Here is a 20,740-nt window from a genome sequence, read left to right as displayed (position 1 = left end):
GTCAACGCACATTGTTTGGCTGATAGCGTCGAGTCTAGCCTTGACCTACAGTAGAACTATGTCCAGGAACATCAGCGAACTTGAACAGATTGCCCTGGCTCGTTTACGTCACATCGAGGATCCGGAGATTCGCGTCCCCATTACTGATTTGGGGATGGTGTCTGCGGTGACGGCAGCTGTGGACGACACTTCCGGTCAGGCACCCGCATCTGAAGAAGTTCCTGCGCATCACCTTCGCGCCGAGATCCTGCTGACCACGCCCGGGTGTCCGATGCAAGACACGCTACGAGACCAGGTCTTCAACGCCCTGGTCTCCTTGCCCGGGGTGAGTAGCGTCGAGGTAGCTCTACGTCCCATGGACAGCACCCAACGTCGAAAACTCGTTGATTCCCTGCGTTCACGCCATTCCTCGAGTTTAACCGCCGCGAGCGCTGGGGATCCCCACCAGCCACTGGTGCTCACCGTAGCTTCGGGCAAAGGTGGAGTCGGTAAGTCAACGGTAACCGCAAATCTGGCCACCGCGTTGAGCAAGTGTGGCTACCGGGTGGGCTTAATTGATGCCGATATTCACGGTTTTTCCATCCCGCGTTTGCTCTCGATCACGACCCGCCCCACTCGCTTGGAAGAGATGATCTTGCCACCGGTGGCTTATGGAGTCAAAACGATTTCGATTGGGATGTTTCTCGACACCGACCAACCGGTGGCTTGGCGGGGACCGATGCTCCACCGTGCCCTGGAACAGTTCATTGGCGATGTCCATTGGGGCCAGCTCGATGTCCTGCTGGTGGACTTACCACCGGGGACGGGAGACATTGCTATTTCAGTTGCACAGCTACTCCCACAGGCCCAGCTTCTGGTGGTGACCACACCGCAGTATGCTGCTGCCCATATTGCTGCTCGAGCCGGAGAACTAGCCACCAAAACCCATCAGGCGGTAGCCGGAGTCATTGAGAATATGGGGCCAATGACCCTCCCGGATGGCACCGTGATGGACGTTTTTGGAGCCGGCGGTGGCAAACAGGTTGCCCAGCATCTGGCGGAGCATCTGCACGACCCGGTCGAACTCTTAGGGACAATCCCCCTGGACCCAATTCTCCGCACCGATGCTGACCAAGGTCAGCCCACGATCATTTCTCATCCAGACTCTCCCAGCGGAAGGTCGTTACAGATTATCAGCGAGCGCTTGGTCGAAACCGCCCAAATAGGCTCACCCATGATGAGCTGATCAGCTGGATTTCTGGGTGTAGGGTACCGTACAAGTGGCGCCCAAGGCCAGCCCCCACCAAAATGATCCCAATAGCACGGTACCCCCGGTGGGTCTTTGATGCCTCGGAATCTACACGCTGAGTCATAGCATACGTCTAAGGGCCGTCACACGGTTGCACGAGATCTCGCACTCATCAGGGGCGACTGACTTCTTCCTCGCGAGAAATCCGTTGCCGCACGTTGAGTCGCTCTAGCTGGGTCACGTGCTGGGGTCCCAGCTCGTCCACGCTGGTAACCTGTAACAATTGCATAGTCCGGGTCAGCTGTTTAGTGAGGATTTCAAGCATCCGGTCCACCCCGGCCTCACCACCGGCCATCAATCCGTACAACCAAGCGCGACCTACCAGTGTGAAGTCGGCGCCTAACGCGATGGAGGCCACGATATCGGCACCGTGCATAATGCCGGTGTCGATCATGATCTCGGTCTGGGCTCCGACCTCACGAGCGACTGTGGGAAGTAGCTCAAAGGGCACGGGGGCACGGTCTAGTTGCCGTCCGCCGTGGTTCGACAACACGATCCCGTCCACCCCGAAGTCGGCAAGCTTTGTGGCTGCTTCGAGGGTCTGTACGCCCTTGACCACCAATTTTCCTGGCCATAGGTCGCGAATTATGCGCAAATCCTCGTCGTTGATCGAGGGATCGAAGATCGTATCAATCAGTTCGGAAACGGTACCACCGGTCTTGGTGAGGGAGGCAAATTCCAAAGTCGGAGTGGTCAGGAAATCGAACCACCAGTGGTATTTCGGAATCGCGCCAATGACCGTCATCGGAGTCAGCTGAGGTGGAATCGAAAAACCGTTATAGGTGTCGCGTAGCCGCTGACCGGCCACCGGAGTATCAACGGTGAAGAACAGCGTGTCAAAACCACTCGAGTAAGCACGATGGACCAGGTCGTAGGTGGCATCACGATCTTTCATCACATACAGCTGGAACCAGTTCCGCCCGTTGGGAGCCGCTGCTGCCACATCTTCTATCGAGGTGGTGCCCATCGTGGACAGCGAGAAGGGCACTCCACAGCGGGCTGCCGCACGGGCACCGGCAACTTCTCCCTCAGTCTGCATCATGCGTGAGAACCCTGTCGGGGCAATCCCGAACGGATACGCAGATTTCCCACCGGTGATGGTTGTGGAGGTATCGACCTGGGAGACATCACGCAGAATTCCGGGGTGAAATTCAATGTCTTGGAAAGCCTGACGAGCTCGTTGAATGGACACTTCTGATTCTGCGGCACCGTCGGTATAGTCAAATGGTCCTACCGGCGTATTTTTCTTGGCCAACTCGCGCAGATCCCAGATGGTCAGGGCCTTGTCCAAACGGGCTTTCCTGCGGTTAAGCTGCGGCTTCTTGAATTGCATCAGTTCAGCAAGCTCGTTGATCTTAGGTAGCTGACGTTTGACCATGATGTCTTGTCTCCTTCATGGGACGACACAGAAGCCGTCATTCGGGGTGGCAGGACGTGACGTCGAAACCTTTAGGTGGCTTCGTTATCAAAAGGGGTGGACGGATTTTCGTCGGTATCTTCGGGGTTCTGTGTAGAGGCGACGTCTTCGTCAGAGCCAGCCGTCAGACCGGTCGCGGTTCCAGACACCTGTGCATGCTGGATCGAGGCTGGTTGATTCTGAGACGACGATTTCTTGCTGGCCGGCGTCTCCAGATGGGTGGTGGAGGCTCCGAAATCATCGAGGGGTTCTGCTAGCGCTTCACGGATGATGCGCCGGGGATCGTACTGCCGAGGATCATATTTCGCCCAGTCGATATCATTGAAATCGGTTCCGGTCTCTTCTTTAAAGGAGTTTTTAGCCCCCTCTGCCATCTGGCGCAGCTTCCGAATCCAATCTCGTAACGACCGTGTATATTCTGGGATTTTTTCCGGCCCCAACAGCAGAAGCACGAGCACCACCAGAACGAGGAGCTCGCTACCGTTGATACCGAAAAAATTCATTCTCCTAGCCTAGCTCAGTAGCCAAGCATCAGCAGAGTTTGCGGTGTCATTCTGACGACGAAAACATCTGCGTCAGCCCGTCATCGACACGGTCCAGAACAGAGTCATCGGCTCCTTGGGCCTCAGAAACCAGAGAACGCTGGAACACCGCAATAGTTCGAATCATGCCAGATGCCTCAGATTTGGGGGTGTTGGAATCGACCCGGTACAGAGTCTGATCTGTAGCAAACAGCGCTGTCCAGGACTCGTCGGGGTACACGTGGATCACTGCATCTTCGGCGCTGGGTTCCAGCGGGCTGAGTTGATCCGAATCTAATAAGCTCTCATCGACGGCACAGCCAGACACCCCGTCGCGTTCATCGAGCATCTTGCACTGTCGAACCACCGTTTGGTTCTGCGCATCGATACTGTTGTCGCCGGGCTGATCGCTGAGGGCTCCGGGGGAAGTATAGGTTGTCGAAATGGTTGCCCAACGTTCGCCACGGTTGACCACGGTTGGTCCCTGGGTCATATTCAACTGGCCAAGGCGGGGTACTGACCATCCTGTCGTTCGTAGCTCTGGAACAGAGCTGGTTGCCACTCGCCGGCCGATCATGTCTAAAGGCGCACTCGAGCCAGTCATGGCCGAGGCAGCATCATGTTCGCTTTCGGTTAAGGACCAGGTGTCCAGCGCAGAACGACCACCGGTTGTGGCCGTGCCGTACGATAGCGGAGACACCCGCAGATTGTGGGGCAACAGCTCATCATCTGCTACTTCCGTCGAAGCCTGAGTATTCTGTCCGCCCATAAACCACGCCGTCAGTAATATTCCGGAAGCCACTAAACAGATCACTCCCAGCCCGATCACGACTTTCCACCCGGGAACGCCGTCCTGTGTCTTCAGGCGAGCGACATAGTCCTGCGTGGATGTCTCCGGGCTGGAATCCTCGGGTTCAGCCGACTCAACCTCGAAGACAGTTCGTGAGGGATTGACGCGTTCTTGGGTCTTCGCTGCACGTTCAACCACGTCGAGGGCTAAAGCCCGCTCCCGGCACAGCTCGCGACATTGGGGACAATGCGCCAGATGATGTTGCACTTTCGCCTCGGCGTGTCGTGACAGCGCCCCCTCCAGATACGCATCGATGCGCATCGTCGGGTGAACCGTGAAGTGGGTGAGCGTTTTCGACATTTAGGCACGCCTCTTCTTTCTCTGATGAGAAATCGCGGAGTTGGCCATGGGGCTATTCTCGTGCTGAAATCTGAGAAAACTCTGAACTGAGCCGGCCTCATTTCGGATCTCGGTGGCTCGGAGGACAAAGCCCGTACAATAAGGGGGCAGTGTCTTGGGAATCGTCACGTACCTCTCGTCCGATTCATTGACAACACTCACGAGCGAAGCCAAAGGAGTCTCCCCTCATGAAGGCGCTGAGCCCGCATCAGACCGATAAACACGCCAGCTGGGCTTTTGCAGAAGCCCGCCCTGTCGAGGACGAGGTGATGCTCACAGCGCGTGAACGTTCCGAAGAACTCGGAATCCGGGCCGTGACCGAAGGCACCGCCTCGTTGTTGACTGTCCTCGCGGCCACCAAGGCCCCCCGGACGATAGTAGAGCTAGGTACCGGCGCTGGGGTGTCCGGGTTGTCGTTGATGCGTGGAGCACCACGAGGTGCAGTTCTGACCACATTGGATCCCGACGCTGAGGCTCAACGCAGTGCTCGGGAGAGCTTCGTCGCCGGTGGGTACGTTCCTTCGCAAACCCGGTTGATTACCGGTCGCGGTCGCACCGTTTTACCCCGGCTATCAACGGGTGCTTATGACCTGGTCTTTATTGATACCGACCCGCTGGTCTTGGGTTTCCATGTAGAACAGTCCGCCCGACTTTTGCGTCCGGGCGGACTATTGGTGATCAACGACGCCTTTGATGGTGATCGCGTGCCACGTCCTGCGGTCCGTGACCAGACCACCGTGGCCTTACGTCAGGCGGGTAAAACACTGGCTGAACAGACCGATGTCTGGTCGCATTCCACGGTGATTCCCACAGGTTCTGGTGTGTTGATCGCAATCCGCGCTGTAGCTACGCAGGGATGAGATGCTGCTACTTCGCCAGGACCTGCTCCAGGGCGTCTTTGAGCGCTTGAGCTTCTTCGTCGTTGAGCTCCACGACGAGACGGCCTCCCCCGTCAGCAGGGATCCGCATCACGAGTTTGCGGGGCTCCCGGGTTACTTCCAATACACCGTCTCCGGTTCGTGGTTTCATCGCTGCCATACAGTCTCAGTTCCCTTCTAGTTTACTACTCACAGCGCTGGCGACTACTGATCCGACTGGGGAGTTGCCGAGCGTTCGTCGGTAACCGGTACAGTTCCACCCAGCTCAATGATCTTACGGTCGCGTTCGGCCAGAGCCTCAGTTAGTCGATCCAGCACCTGGTCCACTTGATCTGCCCGATATCCTCGCAACGCCGTCGAAAAACGTATCTGGTCAATGTCGTCGGGACGGAGCCGATCAGCCGGCGGGACTAACACCGGTGGAAGGGCCCGCTCGGGTTCGGCCAACGGGCGAACCAGATGGCGAACCTGCGGCTTGGCCAGCGCCAACGCAATCGCAGCAACGGCCACGACCCCCAGTGCAAGGATTTCAATCAAGAACAGATTTACGCCCATGGTCCTAGTATCTCATGAACTCCCCTTGGATATCGCTACCTGATTGTGGGCACGGAGCTGTTCTCGAACTTCATCGACGGTGTCCACTACGCAGAAGAGGTCCAGATCAGTGGGGTCGATCGTTCCCGATCCCACAAGTTGATGCTCCATCCACTCCACCAATGATCCCCAGAATTCGCGTCCCACTAACACGACGGGAAACGCCCTGACCTTTCCGGTTTGAACCAACGTGAGCGCTTCAAAGAGCTCGTCAAGGGTCCCCATTCCACCCGGTAGCACCACGAATCCCCGGGAATACTTCAAAAACATCAACTTGCGGACGAAGAAATATCGGAAGTTGATCCCAAGGCTCAAGTACTGGTTGAGCCCCTGTTCCCGGGGCAATTCAATGCCGAGCCCGATGGAATCCCCCTCGGCCTGCCAAGCGCCCCGGTTGGCTGCTTCCATCACGCCAGGTCCCCCACCGGTGATCACGGCGTAGCCTTCTTGCACCAGCATCTGGCCGATCTCCATTCCCAACTCATACCCGAGGCTACCTTCGGAGAGGCGAGCGGAGCCAAAGACCGAAATAGCAGGGCCGGTTCCCGCCAACGCCCCGAAACCTTCAACCAGCTCTCCCTGCATACGCAAGACGCGCCAGGCGTCTGAGGACGGCGGATCGATGCTATGCCTGTGGGACGATTTGGCTCCCTCGGATTCGAATAACAACTCGTCAAACGTCGGTTCGTCTCGTCGTTGGTGCCCTAACACCTGGGGGCCACGGCGAACCCGTTGCTGGGACAGTTCATCGTCGGCAGATCCTCGGGAAGAGCAAGTAGTCATGACTGCCACTTTAGCGAGATCTGACATACTTTAACCGTGCCTTTTGATCCGTCCTCATTGAGCCTGCCAACCTCTCAGCCGATGTTACGCTCACCCCACCCTGCTATGTCCTCAGCACAGGCGCTGGCTGCGCTTGGGTCGCTTCTGGCGCTCGTGCTAACTGGTTGTGGCGATCCCGAAGAACCGCTGACTCCAGGCCCAGCCCCAGAGGACAGCGTGGTAGTGGCTGTGGGAGTCGACGCGCCCGGCTTGAGCTCGGGGACAGAGCCATCTAATGTCACCGGTTCCGAAGCGGATTTAGCCTCCCGGTTGGTCACTGAGAAACAGGTCGTGGACGACGAATCAGAACTGTCGTGGGCTCGCTTAGCCCACGCCACCAGCCAGCAGGCTACCTCCATGCTCACCACCGGCGAGGCGGATCTGGTCATCGCGCGCCAACGAGTTCCTGACACCAGCGATGGCGTCCAGTGGGCTGGCCCTTACGCCACGATCTCACCAGCATTAATCACCGCGTCTCAGCCAGTGCCCAACGATAACGCGACACCAACTGCCACGAGCTCTTCCAAGGAATCGGAGCAACTGATTGGTCCGGTCACGATTTCAGATCTGTCCGATCTCAATGACGCCAGTGTGTGTATTGTGGCAGGATCAAGCGCTGACATTGATGATCACCCCGGTCGCGAAATCACGGTCCAGAATACCTACGGTGAGTGCGCCGCCGGGTTGGAATCGGGTCGATACGACGCCGTGGCCGGGGACGACCTGGCCTTGGCTGGCCTGTTTTCTGAGGATGCACTTCCTGCCGAAGCCTATTTTTATTCCTGGGACGAACTGCTCGAGGCCTCGCAGAGCGCTGGAAACGAGGATCCTGTGGATGCACTTCCCGACGAGTTGACTGAGTCGTCGTTCTATTGGGTCGGATTCGCACCGGAGACCACCGGCTGTATCGCAACCACCCAGGCAATCAGTCAGGATCTGACCGACGGAGAGCTCGAATCACTCCTCGACCACTCCAGGTTCCCTGGTGGTTACACTCTCCAACTACCTCAGGCCACTGATATCACCACCGAATACTGCTCAGAAACACCCGATGAGGATGAGCAGAAGTAGCCACGGTCCAACGCGGCTATTGTTCTAGATACACTTCAGGCCGTGCCCTTGACCCGCCATCGAAGTGGGCTACCAAGGAACACGGCCTGAAACAACGCGTCTACCCCTGCGGGACGGTCGCTCCTTACGGAATAACCAGGGTCTGGCCCGGGTAGATCAGCTCCGGATCAGCGATAGTTCCGGAGTTAGCCTGGTAGATGGCTTCCCAACCGCCAGACACCTGGTGTCGCTGTGCGATCTTGCCCAGAGTGTCACCGGCCTGCACGGTGTAGTTTGCCGAACCGGCTGCGTGCTGAGGACCGGAACCAGCCTTTGCGGAGCTGGACGGAGCATCGTAGCCGGTGGACTGGTTAGCGTGCTTGCCAGTCGAAGCCTGCTGGGGCTGCTGCTGAGCCTGCTGAGGCTGTTGCTGAGCCTGCTGCGACTGCTGAGCCTGCTGCTCGGCCTGCTGGGACTGCTGCTGAGTCTGCTGTTGCGAAGAGCTCTGGTTGGACTCGGTCTCGCTGGTAGCCTGACGCGGCTCGGCCTGGCCGGAGGCGCCAATCTTGGCGGAGCAAGCTGGCCATGCACCCCAGCCCTGGCCCTCCAGGACGTTTTCTGCGACGCGGATCTGCTCGGAACGGCTAGCATCAGCCGGGTTACCAGAACCGCCGTAGGCTTGCCAGGTGTTCGGGTTGAACTGCAGACCACCGTAGTAGCCGTTGCCGGTGTTGGTGGACCAGTTACCACCGGACTCGCACTCGGCCAGGGCATCCCAGGTTGAATCCGGGGCTGCGGAGGCCGTATCGATCGTACCCAGCAACGGAGCGGCTAGAGCTGCTGCGGCCAGAACGGAGGTCGCAGCGAACTTACCGCGACGCTTCTTCGGCTGGGTAGCGACACGATTCTCAGTAGTGGTGTTCACGGTCTTTGTTTCCTTCCTGCGCCATTTGGCGTTGGGTCTAGGTCTGTTCGAGCACGTGCCTCGAGACGCGGTGTCCTCGCGGCGGACAAGACGTGAACACGGCGGTTCCACCGGCTTGCCCTGTTGTGCTGAACTCGAATGGCCACACTACATGCGATCTAGTCGTTATCAAAATGTGACAATCCACCCCCACCTGCCAAGTTCAGGTAATTCACATAATGCCTTGTGATCGGCTGTCTTCAGCGGATACTCAGCGACTCAGATAGCCAAAATCGAGCCGAATGTGACCAGTTTGTTACACATTCCCTGAGAAAAAGGGGGTCAAATCACAGAAAAATATACCCGGATGCTCAGCATATTTTGATGGTCTACTCAGTTTCGGGATGTCCTAGCCCACGGTGAGATGTGACCGATAACATACAGCCCGGATTAACGAGTAAGCCCCGACTGTCCGGTGCGGTCGAGGCACGGGACAGTCGGGGCCTGACAAAGTATCGCGGAAGATGTCCCTAGGCGCCCGGGTAATGGCGCTCGTCTTCGCCCACGTAGATCTGACGTGGGCGACCGATGCGCTTGACCGGATCCTGCATCATTTCACGCCACTGGGCGATCCAGCCGGGCAAGCGACCTAGCGCAAACAGAACAGTAAACATCCGCTCTGGGAAGCCCATAGCTTTGTAGATCAGACCGGTGTAGAAGTCCACGTTGGGATACAGCTTGCGCTCGATGAAGTAGTCATCAGCCAGGGCCTTTTCTTCCAGGCGCATGGCAATGTCGAGCAACTCGTCATTACCGCCCAGCTTAGACAAGATCTTCTCGGCGGTGGACTTTACGATACGGGCACGCGGGTCGTAGTTCTTGTAGACACGGTGACCGAAGCCCATCAAACGGACGCCGTCTTCTTTGTTCTTGACCTTTTCCATGAACTGCTCAGGGGTAGCCCCAGATGCTTGGATCTCACGCAGCATGTTCAGCACTGCTTCGTTAGCACCCCCGTGCAACGGGCCGAACAGGGCGTTAATACCTGCCGAGACCGAAGCGAAGATATTGGCATTGGCCGAGCCGACCAAACGTACGGTGGAGGTCGAACAGTTTTGCTCGTGATCAGCGTGCAGGATCAAGAGCATGTCCAGAGCGTCGGTCATATCCTGGTCCAGCTCGTAGGGCTCAGCCGGAACGCCAAAGCATAGTCGGAGGAAGTTCTCCACGTAGTTTAGCGAGTTATCCGGGTAGAGCATCGGCTGGCCAATCGCCTTTTTATAGGCGTAAGAGGCAATCACCGGAACTTTCGACATCAAGCGGATGGTGGAGATGTGGACCTGTTCCTCGTCGAAGGGATCCAGTGAATCAGCATAGAAGGTGGACAGTGCTGAAACAGCCGAGGACAGCACGGCCATCGGATGAGCGTCCCGCGGGAAGCCGGAGAAGAAATCCTTGATGTCTTCGTGCAACATCGTATGACGGCGAATATTGTCGTCCCAGGCCTGCAATTGGCTGGCTGAGGGCAGTTCGCCGTAGATCAACAGGTACGAGACTTCCAAAAACGAGGAGTGCTTGGCTAGTTCCTCGATCGGATAGCCCCGGTAGCGCAAAATTCCGTTGTCACCATCGATATAGGTGATCTCTGAGCGGGTATTTGCGGTGTTCATGAATCCAGGATCGTAGGTGACGGTCCCGGTTTCTTTGAGCAACGGTGCGATGTTGATGCCGTTGTTTCCGACGGTCGCCTTCTCGAGGTTGAGCTCGAGGTTGTCAGCGCCGAGATTCAGCGTGGCTTGATCATTCCCACTCATTGGTGCTTCTCCCTCATCAGGTGTGTTTGAGGATCACGATGTGCCACAGACATTGTTGGGCACGACACATTCAACATGTATAACTTACCAACAATGGGTAGAAAATAACGATTCTTACTCCGTCATCTAGGTCATCTTGACCGAGTTCGACAGCCGGAGTCCTAAAGGCCCACGCTGATACGGTGAGCTGCGACCGCCACCACGTCGTCCGGGGCGGTGATCGACAACCGCACGTACCCATTGCCAGCCTCAGAATAAAAGACTCCTGGCCCGGTGACGATACCGGCATCAGCGAAGCGTCGCACTAAGTCCCAAGAATCTTGCGAGGTCGCCGAATCCGCGGTTCGTCCCGGTTGGCACACCCAGAGGTACAGCCCGGCTTCGGAGCCGTGAACCTCCAACCCAGCCTGGCGCAGAGCCGACATCAGCTGACCGCGACGGGTTCGATAGCGGGCCTTTTGCACCGCCACGTGTTCGTCGTCGTTCAAGGCCGCCACCATGGCGGCTTGCAGTGGGCCGGGCACGACCATTCCGGCATGCTTGCGAATACTGATCAGCTCAGCGATCAGCGTGGGGTCCCCGGCAATGAAGGCTGCTCGGTAGCCGGCCATGTTGGACTGCTTTGATAAGGAATACACGCTCAAAACCCCACGGAGATCACCTTGTGTCACAACGGGGTCGAGAATGGAGGGAACGCGATGATCTTCCCAGTGGTCCCAGCCCAGTTCGGCGTAGCACTCATCGTTGGCGATCACTGCGCCGAGCTGGCGGGCGTGGTCTACGGTGCGGGACAGCTGGTCGCGGTCCAGAACGTCCCCGGTGGGGTTGGCTGGAGAATTTAGCCAGACCAGTTTCACCCGCGCTGCGGTCTCAGCGTCCACCGTTGCGAGGTCGTCGGTGGGGATGGAGACTGCTCCAGCCAGTCGTGCACCGATGTCATAAGTCGGATAGGAGATCCGAGGGCGGACCACGACATCACCGGGCCCTAGTCCTAACATCAAGGGTAGCCAGGCCACTAGTTCCTTGGACCCAACGGTCGCCGCGGTGTGTTCGGGACCAAGCTCTGGAACGTTGCGGCGTCGGGCGTACCACTCAGCAATAGCTCGACGCAGGTGGTCGTCTCCGCCAGCAACGGGGTATCCAGGCCAGTTACTGGCCTGCACCAGCGCCTGCTGGATAAAGTCCGGGACTGGATCGACTGGGGAGCCGATCGACAGATCGCAGACACCGTCAGGATGTTGTTCTGCCCGCTGCCGATAGGGCGTGAGTTCTTCCCAAGGATAAACCGGAAGTTTGACCATCTGTGGCTTCTTTAGGCTTGGGGCGGAAGTGCCGCGATAAGGGGGTGATCTTTCGGGATGACTCCCATTTTGGCAGCACCTCCGGGGGAGCCGAGATCGTCAAAGAATTCTACGTTGGCATCGTAATAGTCTTCCCATTCTTCGGGAACATCATCTTCGTAGTAGATGGCCTCGACCGGGCATACTGGCTCACACGCCCCACAGTCCACACACTCGTCTGGGTGAATGTAGAGGCTCCGTTCACCTTCGTAAATGCAGTCGACGGGGCACTCATCGATGCAGGCACGGTCCTTCACATCGACGCATGGCAACGCGATGACGTAAGTCATGAATCATCCTTCGGGAACCTGAGCGGAGCGAAGATCAGCGACAACGTGTCCTCGCTCGAAGGGGTGTGTCGACAACCCAGTCTAATGCTGTTGTGGCCGATGAGCCCCGTGTGAAGCCGAGGTGTCAGGGCTGGTACTGGAGCATGGCTCGGACTCATGCTGGGCTGTTGACTGCTGTGTTTTTGCGCCACGTGGGGAGAACAATTGCACCCGCAGGATCACCATGGTCACCACGCCAACAACCGGAATACCAAGCAACCACGCGGCTTCAGCAATCACTTCCACCGGCATCATCTGCCAGGCTAAGGCCGAAACCGGCACCGAGAACACATCTGCCCCGGGCCAAAAGGCCATCAGGCAGGCCATCCCGTAGCTGGCCAGGATAGTCACTGCCGATACCCAAAGCCGATCAGTAAGACTCGTCAGCCAGAAAGCAGCCAGCACCACCAATCCCAAGGCCAGCACCACGCCCCACGGCAGGGCAACGGACCCGATCCAGACCACGTTGAAGTGCACGACATTGCCGAAGAACCCTACAAGCGCTCCGAGACAGACCGCACCCACAGCGGTCACGATGGGCTGGCGGAGACTGGGACGATCTCGATCGGTTTCGCCTGCGACCGGCGGTGCCGGTGGGTTTTCTTCGGGTGGAAAAACGGTCATGAACTGAATGCGTCCTGGGTGTGGTGTGGTTTAGTCTTTGGCCCGCTGGCGAGCGCGGAAGAGCTTGATGCGCTCATGGGCATCCAGCACGACCTTCCGAATACGAATGTCTTCGGGCGTGACCTCCACGCATTCATCTTCACGCGCGAATTCCAGGGACTCTTCCAAGGTTAAGGTGGCCGGCGGTGTCAGCCCTTCAAAGGATTCCGCCGAGGCAGCACGCATATTGGTCTGTTTCTTTTCCTTAGTGATATTGACATCCATGTCTTCATTGCGGGAGTTTTCTCCGACGATCATGCCTTCGTAGACGTCCGCACCGGGCTGGACGAAGAAGGTGCCTCGTTCTTGTAGATTGATCATGGCGAACGGGGTGGCCACCCCACTACGGTCGGCAACCATCGACCCCGAGGAGCGGTAGCTAATGTCTCCGGCCCAGGGCGCATAACCGTCGGAATACGAGGAGGCGATACCGGCACCATGGGTGTCAGTCAGGAACCGAGTGCGGAATCCGATCAGACCGCGGGCGGGGACGGTAAATTCCATGCGCATCCAGCCGGTGCCGTTATTCGTCATCTCCTGCATAATGCCCTTGCGCGAGGCCATCAGCTGGGTTACCGCGCCCATGAACTCTTCGGGGATATCGATCGTCATCCGTTCAATCGGCTCGTGCATCGTGCCGTCAATGGTCTTGGTCACCACCTGGGGCTTCCCCACCGTGAGCTCAAAGCCTTCACGACGCATCTGCTCTACGAGGACGGCCAGTGCCAGTTCCCCACGGCCCTGCACCTCCCAGGTATCGGGACGGTCGGTGGGGAGCACGCGTAGGGAGACGTTACCGATCAGCTCGCGGTCTAGACGGTCCTTAATCTGTCGGGCCGTGACCTTCGCGCCTTTGACCCGTCCGGCCAACGGGGAGGTGTTGATACCGATGGTCATCGAAATCGCCGGCTCATCGATGGTGATCTGTGGTAGCGGCTTGGGGTGATCCAGATCAGTGAGCGTATCACCAATCATAATGTCCTCAATACCAGCCACGGCCACGATCTCACCGGGTCCGGCTTCCTCGGCAGTGACACGTTGCAATCCCTTGGTAGCCAATAGTTCGGTGATCTTCACGGTTTGTGAACCACCCTGGTACGCCCAGGTGACCTGTTGGTTTTTGCGCAGGGTGCCATTGAAGACGCGCAACAGCGCCAACCGGCCCAAGAAGGGCGAGGAGTCGAGGTTGGTCACGTGCGCCTGCAGGACTTCGTCCTCGTGGTAGGTCGGGGCCGGGATGCGCTTCATGATGGTGTCGAACAGCGGCTCAAGGTCTTCGCTATTCGGCAAGTCGCCGTCGGCTGGCTGATTCAGCGAGGCGCGACCGGCTTTACCCGAGGCGTAGACCACCGGCACGTCCAAGACCGCATCCAAGTCGATTTCACGCTCTTCGGCAATATCGGAGGCCAGCCCCAACAGCAGGTCCATCGATTCGGAAACCACACCGTCGATACGCGCATCGCCACGGTCAGTCTTATTGACCACCAGGATCACCGGCAGGTTGGCTTCCAGCGCTTTGCGCAGGACGAAACGGGTCTGCGGTAGCGGGCCTTCCGAGGCGTCCACGAGCAATACCACACCATCGACCATCGACAGCCCACGTTCTACTTCGCCACCGAAATCGGCGTGGCCGGGAGTATCAATGACGTTAATGGTCACGGTCTCAGCGGTCGCTGAGGGGCCTGAGTAGAACACAGTGGTGTTCTTGGCCAGAATCGTAATGCCTTTTTCGCGCTCCAGCTCCCCGGAATCCATCACGCGATCTTCGGTCTCTCCGTGTTCATCAAACGCCCCGGTCTGGCGCAACATGGCATCAACCAGAGTGGTTTTACCGTGGTCAACGTGGGCAACGATGGCAACATTTCGGAGGTCTTCGCGGTGAGCTAGGGTCATCAGCGGGTTATTCCTTCACAGTGGAAAGTCAGTAAAATTTGGCCACAACAGCCGTGCAAATTTTATCAGGTCTGCCCCGAAGGCCGGTTCGCCCTGTCCATGATACGGGAGAGCACCGAGACTACCAGTGCTGGTGCCACAACGCCTCGCTACAGAGGGAATCCGCTATGACGACACCTTCCACGACCTCGAGTTCCCCCGGTACTTTTGACCACGGTGCGGGCAAGATCGTGCCCTTGAGCCTGGGGGCAATGATGGGGTTCATGATTCTCCTCGCGCTGAATCTTCGAACCTCCGCTACCGCCGTGGGACCGGTTCTCAACGATATTGCCGAGTCGGTGGAGCTCAGCGCGGTGGGCGCCGGCGTGTTAACCTCGCTACCGGGACTGTGCTTCGGTGCACTGGGTTTCGTTGCCGTCCGGTTAGCCCAACAATTCGGGCTCACCGGAGGTTTGACCATGGGGTGTGGACTGATCTGGATCGGCGGCCTGGCCCGAGCGCTTACCGGGAACGCCTGGTTGTTCCTCTTCTGTACCGTCGTGGCCTTGTCCGGGATTGCAATCGGCAATGTGCTGGCGCCAGCCTGGATCAAAACCCACGCCGGCACCGCCACGGTGGGCTTAATGGGCACCTACTCTGCCGTGGTCACTGCCTCGGGAGCACTCGGCTCACTGACGGCAGTCCCCTTAGCACAGAGCCTGGGAGCAGCGCTGGAGATCACCGGATGGCGTGCAACCCTGGGATTCTGGGCTGTAGCAGCCATCGTGCCGGGGATCATGGGCATCCTCCTGTGGGTGCACACGGGTCGGGATCGGCCTCGGGCGGTCACCCCATCCGCTACCTCCGTGAAGATCTACCGCAGCCCCCTGGCGTGGGCCATGACCGGGTTCTTCGCGTTCCAATCCATGAACGCTTATGTGCAATTCGGGTGGCTCCCACAGATCTATCAGGACGCCGGGGTCTCTCCCGCTGTTTCCGGAGCCTTGGTCTCGATCATGTCCGCCGTGCCTATCATTGGCGGGTTCGTCATGCCGTGGATCATTTCCCGGAGCAAGAACATCAGTGGCTGGATCATCGCTCTCGGGCTCAGTACCGCAACAGGATATCTTGGGCTCTTAATCGATCCAGCCGGCGGCGCCTGGATCTGGGCGATATTCTTCGGTTTCGGTGGCTGGGCCTTCCCCACCGCCATCGCGCGACTTTCCGACTTCGTCCAACCCATCGGCTATATGATTGCCGCCACCGGACCGGTGAGCATCGGGGCTCTTTTTTCCGCGACGGGCTCCTGGACAACGCCCTTAATCGTGATGATGGCCACTATCATGGTGCTCCTGATCTGCGGGTTCTTCGTCGCCCGAAAAACAACTATCGAATCTCAATTATCGAGGCTTGATATCGTCACCACAAAATCATAAACAGCGTCGGCACATTCTTCACCTTGATCGATTCACGACCTACCAACACGTATTACATCTACCGTTTACCTCCTGGTGATCCCATAGTTAACTCCGTTCCTCACACTGTGTAGCTGGCGTGCGAATGCGCCAATTACTCACACCGTACGGGGAAGGCAGGAATGTCCACAGTACGCGTCCGGGATCCGGAACAAACAGCGTTATCGCAGGATTCCGACCAAGACGAACTGGCAACAGAACGACGCAAAGCCAGGCGTAAACGACTGTCCAAGAACTGGACCTTCTTTCTCCTCTTCGCTGGCCCAAATATCCTGCTGATCTTGGCTTTTATTTATTATCCGTTGATCAGCAATATGTATTACTCCACCTTGGACTGGCGTTTGGGCTCCAGCACCGCGACGCAGATCGGGCTCGATAACTACGTTCGTTTCTTCACCTCTGATGACGGCCTCGAGGTCTGGCGGGTCACCGCGATCTTCACACTCGGAACAGTGGCCGGGTCCATGATTCTGGGCTTGCTCATCGCCCTGGTGCTCAACAAAAAGATTCCCGGACGCACTGTCGCCCGCACCGCGGTGTTTTCGCCCTATGTTCTTTCTGGCGTGGGTGTCGCCCTGGTCTGGAATTTCATCTTCAACCCAGAGCGCGGCGCACTGAGCCACATTCTCGACTGGTTCGGCCTGGACTCGCCGCAATGGTATTTGGATGAAGACTGGGCACTGTTGATGGTCATCATCGTCTATGTCTGGAAGAACCTGGGTTTCTGCGCCGTGGTGTTTCTCGCCGGTCTGCAATCAATCCCCCAAGACCTTATCGAAGCCGCTACTATCGACCGCGCCGGTCCGATTCGCCGGTTCTTCTCTGTCACGCTGCCGTTGCTCACCCCCACCGTGTTCTTCTTATTGGTCACCAACATCATCTTCTCGATGACGAATGCCTTCGACATCCTGCGGACCATGACACCCACCGGGCACGGAACGAACACGATTATTTTTGAGGTTTATTTGCAGTCCTTCGGCGCCTATCAGCGCGCCGGCTACTCTGCCGCCATCGCGGTGGTCCTGTTCTTCACGCTGTTCTTGATCACCGTGATTCAGATGCGGTTCGTCGAGCGAAAGGTGCACTACCAGTGAACCAAGAAACCGACACGATGAGTTGGCGCAAAGCCTTTGCCCCTCGTCATCTCGCCGACACCCTGCTGACCGGTTACCTGCCGTTGCTTATTGCCTTCTTGATCATTGTGCTCCCGCTGGCCTGGATGGTCTCTTCTAGTTTCAAACCACCCGCGGAGATCATTACCGCCGATCCCACCGTTCTTCCCCAAGACCCGACCCTGGACAACTACAGCACGGTGGCCGATCGCGTCCCGCTATTGACAGTGCTACGCAACAGTGTGATTGTCACCGCGATCGGCGCTGCGATCAAAGTCATTTTGGCGATTACGACCGCATACGCTCTGGTCTTCATCCGGGTCCCGGGTGCAAATCTGATCTTCCTCGGTATGCTGGTCGCCCTGATGGTGCCACCAGAAGTCTCGATGTTACCAAACTATTTGACCATCACGAGCCTCGGTGGCCGGGATACCCTGTGGGGAATTATCTTGCCCGGCTTGGGCACGGCCTTTGGGACGTTCCTGTTACGCCAAAACTTCAAGGCGCTACCGAAGGAACTCTTTGAAGCCGCAGAACTCGACGGTGCCGGGCACCTACGCAAGCTGGTGCAAATCGCCGTGCCTGTCTCCCTACCTGCCATTGCGACAGTCACACTGGTCACCGTGGTCAACGAATGGAACAACTTCCTGTGGCCGCTGATCATCGTTGACACCCCCGAGAAAATGACCCTGCCGGTGGGGCTCAACCTGTTGCAGTCAATCGAAAACTCCCCCGGATCCTACGGCATCCTGATGGCCGGAGCTGTGCTGGTTATCGTTCCGATGCTACTGATCTTCGCCGCGCTCCAACGCTATATCGTTGCCGGGCTGACCCAGGGCGCGGTCAAATAGTCATCCTCACCCCTACCCACTAAAGGAGAGAATACCCATGAAGACCCCTCGATCCCCCCGAGTCCTCAGCGGTGTTGCCGCCCTGAGCATCTGCGCCCTGGCGCTGACCGCATGCGGTCCCGACACCTCCGGAGACGGACCGGAAGAACCCAGCGACATCGATTGGTCCAGCATCGAACCAGCCGATGAGATCACCTTTGCGTCCAACCACCCCGGTGCTTCCGTCGACATCGAAGAAAGCATGATTGAGGCTTTCACGGAGGAAACTGGCATTGAGGTCAACTTGATCAATTCCGGCGGTAACTACGAAGAAACCTCGCAGTGGTATCAGACTGGTGGTAGCGATACCGCCGACGTCGTGGTGCTCTCAGACGCCACCTGGTTCCCGAACTACCTCAACGATTCGCTGTTGCCGCTGGATGATGTACTGGAAGCAGCCGAAGTCGATACCGATACCTATGTGGAAGCCCTTTACGAGGACTACAACTACGAGGGTTCCCACTATGGTGTGCCCTACGCTCGCTCCACCCCGCTGTTCTACTACAACGCTGACCATTACGAAGAGGCCGGCATCGAGGAAGTTCCTGAGACCTGGGAGGAAGTCGCCGAGGTTTCCGAGAAGCTGATGGAAGCTGATGTCGCCGATTCCGCTTTCGTCTACCCGCCTCAGCCAGAGTACCCGGCGTGGACCATGGCTAACCTCGTGTGGGGTTATGGTGGCGCTTGGTCAGAGGAATGGGACTTCGAGATCATGTCCTCTGACGCTAACGTTGAGGCTCTCGAATTTGCTCAAGAATCAACCAGTGATTGGGCCTCGGTGGCATCGGGAGACCAGGCCGATGATTTCAGCGCCGGTGTGTCTAGCCAGATGATCCAATCCACTGGTTCCCTGGGTGGTGTCCTGGAGAGCGCTGACTTCGAAGTTGGCGTTGCCTTCCTCCCTTCGGGTCCGGAAGCAGAAGGTGAAACCCCCACCGGTGGTGCCGGCCTGATGATTTCGGCTTCGTCCACCCCGGAAGAGCAACTGGCAGCAGCTAAGTTCTTGGGCTTTGTCACCAACTCGGAGAATACCGCCGAATTTTCGGCCGGAACCGGTTACGTTCCGGTGCGCACCGATGCTGAGATGAGCGACGTCTATGATGAAACTCCCGAATTTGAGACGGCTGTTGACCAGCTTGAGCGCGCTCGCGTTCAGGACTATTCTCGCGTGTTCTTGCCCGGTGGCGACCTGGCTATCAGTGGCGCCTTGCAGGAGATTTTGACCAACGACGACGTCGATGTCCGCGACAGGCTCGAGAGCCTGCAGGAGGAGCTCGAGGGCCTGTACGAAACCGAGATCGCCGACGATATCGAGAACTGATCCGGACCGAGAGTCCGCGTTCTGCTTCACTATCCCACTCACCGGGGTCATCCTGGCCCATTCAGGATGGCCCCGGTATAGCCCTCAAGGAGCCACCTACTTATGGCATCAGTGACTTATGACCACGCCAGCCGGATCTACTCTGCCGGATCCCGTCCGGCCATCAATCAGCTCGACCTGGCCATCGACGATGGTGAATTTCTCGTCTTGGTGGGCCCCTCAGGGTGTGGCAAGTCAACTGCACTCCGGATGCTGGCCGGTTTGGAAGACGTTGACGAGGGGCGCATTCTCATCGGTGGCGAGGACGTCTCGCACCAAGACGCTAAGGCACGCGACATTGCCATGGTGTTTCAGAACTATGCTTTGTATCCTCACATGACCGTGGCCGATAATATGGCCTTCTCCCTGAAAATCAGCGGTGTGTCAAAGTCGCAGAGACGCGCGAAGGTCGAAAAAGCCGCCAGAATTTTGGACCTACTCCCCTATCTCGATCGCAAGCCCAAAGAGCTCTCTGGTGGTCAGCGTCAGCGCGTGGCTATGGGCCGGGCGATCGTGCGTGAGCCCAAAGTGTTCTTGATGGACGAGCCACTGTCGAACTTGGATGCCAAGCTACGCGTACAAACCCGTACTCAGATTGCTGCACTGACCCGTCAGCTGGCAACGACCACCGTATATGTCACCCACGACCAGGTCGAAGCCATGACCATGGGTGACCGTGTCTGCGTACTCAAGGAAGGGGTCCTGCAGCAAGTTGATACCCCACGTAACCTCTACGAGAATCCTGCCAACGTCTTTGTCGCGGGCTTCATCGGTTCCCCTGCGATGAACCTCGTGGCAGCCCGCCACGATGCTCAGTCCATCCAGCTTGGTGGCACCACCGTGCCCGTGGCTGCGGAGACGTTGAACAATGCCACCAGTGATTCCGTGACTGTTGGTTTCCGCCCGGAGGACCTGCATGTAGACCCCACCAACGGGCTGGAGATGATTGTCGAGCTGACCGAGCAGCTGGGCGCTGACGCCCACGTCTACGGTACGTTGGAGGGGATTCGAACCCACCAGCCCGTCGTAGTCCGCGTGCCGGGACGTCGTCCACCACAGCCCGGAGATCGTATTCGGGTCTCCCCAGACCCGGAACACCTGAAGATTTTCGATGCACAGACCGGTTTACGTATCAACGGACCTGTCCCGCCAGAGACTCCTCACGCCGAACTATCGGACGTGGAAGGTCTTGCAGACACCGAGTAACCAGACCGCCACAAAA

General features: G+C 57.9%; 20 protein-coding genes. 8 read left to right on the top strand and 12 right to left on the bottom strand.

Annotated elements, in window-relative coordinates; genetic code table 11:
* Nucleotides 1–58 precede the first annotated feature (58 nt).
* Nucleotides 59–1,225 carry an Mrp/NBP35 family ATP-binding protein gene (locus DCC24_RS03575; protein WP_110098557.1) on the top strand — a complete coding sequence of 389 codons (1,167 nt, stop codon included), beginning with the start codon at nucleotides 59–61 and terminating at the stop codon, nucleotides 1,223–1,225.
* A gap of 175 nt (nucleotides 1,226–1,400) precedes the next feature.
* On the opposite strand, the gene DCC24_RS03570 is transcribed toward DCC24_RS03575, so the two are convergent.
* The 3 genes from DCC24_RS03570 to DCC24_RS03560 all read right to left on the bottom strand — a co-directional run bounded on the left by DCC24_RS03570 (nucleotide 1,401) and on the right by DCC24_RS03560 (nucleotide 4,376).
* Nucleotides 1,401–2,666 carry an alpha-hydroxy acid oxidase gene (locus DCC24_RS03570; RefSeq protein ID WP_110098556.1) on the bottom strand — a complete coding sequence of 422 codons (1,266 nt, stop codon included), beginning with the start codon at nucleotides 2,664–2,666 and terminating at the stop codon, nucleotides 1,401–1,403.
* A 71-nt stretch (nucleotides 2,667–2,737) separates the two neighbouring features.
* On the bottom strand, nucleotides 2,738–3,208 hold the full coding sequence (locus DCC24_RS03565) for a twin-arginine translocase TatA/TatE family subunit (RefSeq protein WP_110098555.1): 471 nt from the start codon (nucleotides 3,206–3,208) through the stop codon (nucleotides 2,738–2,740).
* A 46-nt stretch (nucleotides 3,209–3,254) separates the two neighbouring features.
* Nucleotides 3,255–4,376, bottom strand: coding sequence for a zf-HC2 domain-containing protein (locus DCC24_RS03560; protein ID WP_110098554.1), 1,122 nt, complete (start codon nucleotides 4,374–4,376; stop codon nucleotides 3,255–3,257).
* A gap of 227 nt (nucleotides 4,377–4,603) precedes the next feature.
* Here DCC24_RS03560 and DCC24_RS03550 point away from each other — a divergent pair, with 227 nt between their 5' ends.
* Nucleotides 4,604–5,275, top strand: a complete 672-nt coding sequence (locus DCC24_RS03550; protein ID WP_110098552.1) for an O-methyltransferase — start codon at nucleotides 4,604–4,606, stop codon at nucleotides 5,273–5,275.
* A gap of 7 nt (nucleotides 5,276–5,282) precedes the next feature.
* On the opposite strand, the gene DCC24_RS03545 is transcribed toward DCC24_RS03550, so the two are convergent.
* From DCC24_RS03545 to DCC24_RS03535, 3 genes are read right to left on the bottom strand one after another with little or no spacing between them, the layout of a single operon-like run.
* A complete protein-coding gene (locus DCC24_RS03545) occupies nucleotides 5,283–5,453 on the bottom strand; it encodes a DUF3117 domain-containing protein (protein ID WP_110098551.1) in 171 nt (56 codons plus the stop codon).
* Between the two features lie 44 nt (nucleotides 5,454–5,497).
* The gene (locus tag DCC24_RS03540; RefSeq protein ID WP_110098550.1) at nucleotides 5,498–5,848 is read right to left on the bottom strand and encodes a DivIVA domain-containing protein; all 351 of its coding nucleotides are present in this window, start codon (nucleotides 5,846–5,848) and stop codon (nucleotides 5,498–5,500) included.
* Nucleotides 5,849–5,860: 12 nt separating this feature from the next.
* Complete coding sequence (locus tag DCC24_RS03535) at nucleotides 5,861–6,670, bottom strand: TIGR00730 family Rossman fold protein (RefSeq protein WP_110098682.1); 810 nt, start codon at nucleotides 6,668–6,670, stop codon at nucleotides 5,861–5,863.
* A gap of 105 nt (nucleotides 6,671–6,775) precedes the next feature.
* Here DCC24_RS03535 and DCC24_RS03530 point away from each other — a divergent pair, with 105 nt between their 5' ends.
* Nucleotides 6,776–7,780: a transporter substrate-binding domain-containing protein gene (locus DCC24_RS03530; RefSeq protein ID WP_146206271.1), complete on the top strand. Its 1,005-nt coding sequence runs from the start codon at nucleotides 6,776–6,778 to the stop codon at nucleotides 7,778–7,780.
* A 124-nt stretch (nucleotides 7,781–7,904) separates the two neighbouring features.
* Here DCC24_RS03530 and DCC24_RS03525 read toward each other — a convergent pair whose 3' ends face one another.
* From DCC24_RS03525 to typA, 6 genes are all read right to left on the bottom strand, one after another.
* Nucleotides 7,905–8,684 (bottom strand): transglycosylase family protein, encoded by a 780-nt coding sequence (locus DCC24_RS03525; protein ID WP_110098548.1) that lies wholly within the window; start codon nucleotides 8,682–8,684, stop codon nucleotides 7,905–7,907.
* A gap of 509 nt (nucleotides 8,685–9,193) precedes the next feature.
* Complete coding sequence (locus DCC24_RS03520; protein ID WP_110098547.1) at nucleotides 9,194–10,477, bottom strand: citrate synthase; 1,284 nt, start codon at nucleotides 10,475–10,477, stop codon at nucleotides 9,194–9,196.
* A gap of 161 nt (nucleotides 10,478–10,638) precedes the next feature.
* Complete coding sequence (gene dapC / locus DCC24_RS03515; RefSeq protein WP_110098546.1) at nucleotides 10,639–11,778, bottom strand: succinyldiaminopimelate transaminase; 1,140 nt, start codon at nucleotides 11,776–11,778, stop codon at nucleotides 10,639–10,641.
* A gap of 11 nt (nucleotides 11,779–11,789) precedes the next feature.
* Nucleotides 11,790–12,107 (bottom strand): ferredoxin, encoded by a 318-nt coding sequence (gene fdxA, locus DCC24_RS03510; RefSeq protein WP_110098545.1) that lies wholly within the window; start codon nucleotides 12,105–12,107, stop codon nucleotides 11,790–11,792.
* 81 nt (nucleotides 12,108–12,188) lie between these two features.
* The gene (locus tag DCC24_RS03505) at nucleotides 12,189–12,770 is read right to left on the bottom strand and encodes a hypothetical protein (RefSeq protein ID WP_110098544.1); all 582 of its coding nucleotides are present in this window, start codon (nucleotides 12,768–12,770) and stop codon (nucleotides 12,189–12,191) included.
* Between the two features lie 30 nt (nucleotides 12,771–12,800).
* Nucleotides 12,801–14,702 carry a translational GTPase TypA gene (gene typA / locus DCC24_RS03500; protein WP_110098543.1) on the bottom strand — a complete coding sequence of 634 codons (1,902 nt, stop codon included), beginning with the start codon at nucleotides 14,700–14,702 and terminating at the stop codon, nucleotides 12,801–12,803.
* A gap of 167 nt (nucleotides 14,703–14,869) precedes the next feature.
* Between typA and DCC24_RS03495 the strand changes: the two genes are divergently transcribed.
* From DCC24_RS03495 to DCC24_RS03475, 5 genes are all read left to right on the top strand, one after another.
* On the top strand, nucleotides 14,870–16,117 hold the full coding sequence (locus DCC24_RS03495) for an MFS transporter (RefSeq protein ID WP_110098542.1): 1,248 nt from the start codon (nucleotides 14,870–14,872) through the stop codon (nucleotides 16,115–16,117).
* Between the two features lie 161 nt (nucleotides 16,118–16,278).
* The gene (locus DCC24_RS03490) at nucleotides 16,279–17,250 is read left to right on the top strand and encodes a carbohydrate ABC transporter permease (protein WP_110098541.1); all 972 of its coding nucleotides are present in this window, start codon (nucleotides 16,279–16,281) and stop codon (nucleotides 17,248–17,250) included.
* A 17-nt stretch (nucleotides 17,251–17,267) separates the two neighbouring features.
* Nucleotides 17,268–18,119, top strand: a complete 852-nt coding sequence (locus DCC24_RS03485) for a carbohydrate ABC transporter permease (RefSeq protein ID WP_110098681.1) — start codon at nucleotides 17,268–17,270, stop codon at nucleotides 18,117–18,119.
* A 37-nt stretch (nucleotides 18,120–18,156) separates the two neighbouring features.
* A complete protein-coding gene (locus DCC24_RS03480) occupies nucleotides 18,157–19,479 on the top strand; it encodes an ABC transporter substrate-binding protein (protein WP_110098540.1) in 1,323 nt (440 codons plus the stop codon).
* A 102-nt stretch (nucleotides 19,480–19,581) separates the two neighbouring features.
* The gene (locus DCC24_RS03475) at nucleotides 19,582–20,724 is read left to right on the top strand and encodes an ABC transporter ATP-binding protein (protein ID WP_110098539.1); all 1,143 of its coding nucleotides are present in this window, start codon (nucleotides 19,582–19,584) and stop codon (nucleotides 20,722–20,724) included.
* Nucleotides 20,725–20,740: the final 16 nt, after the last annotated feature.

The organism is Auritidibacter sp. NML100628 (genome assembly GCF_003185985.1).
GTDB lineage: Bacteria > Actinomycetota > Actinomycetes > Actinomycetales > Micrococcaceae > Auritidibacter > Auritidibacter ignavus.
The sequence above is the reverse complement of the archived record's forward strand: the minus strand, read 5'-3'. Positions and strand labels throughout refer to the sequence as shown.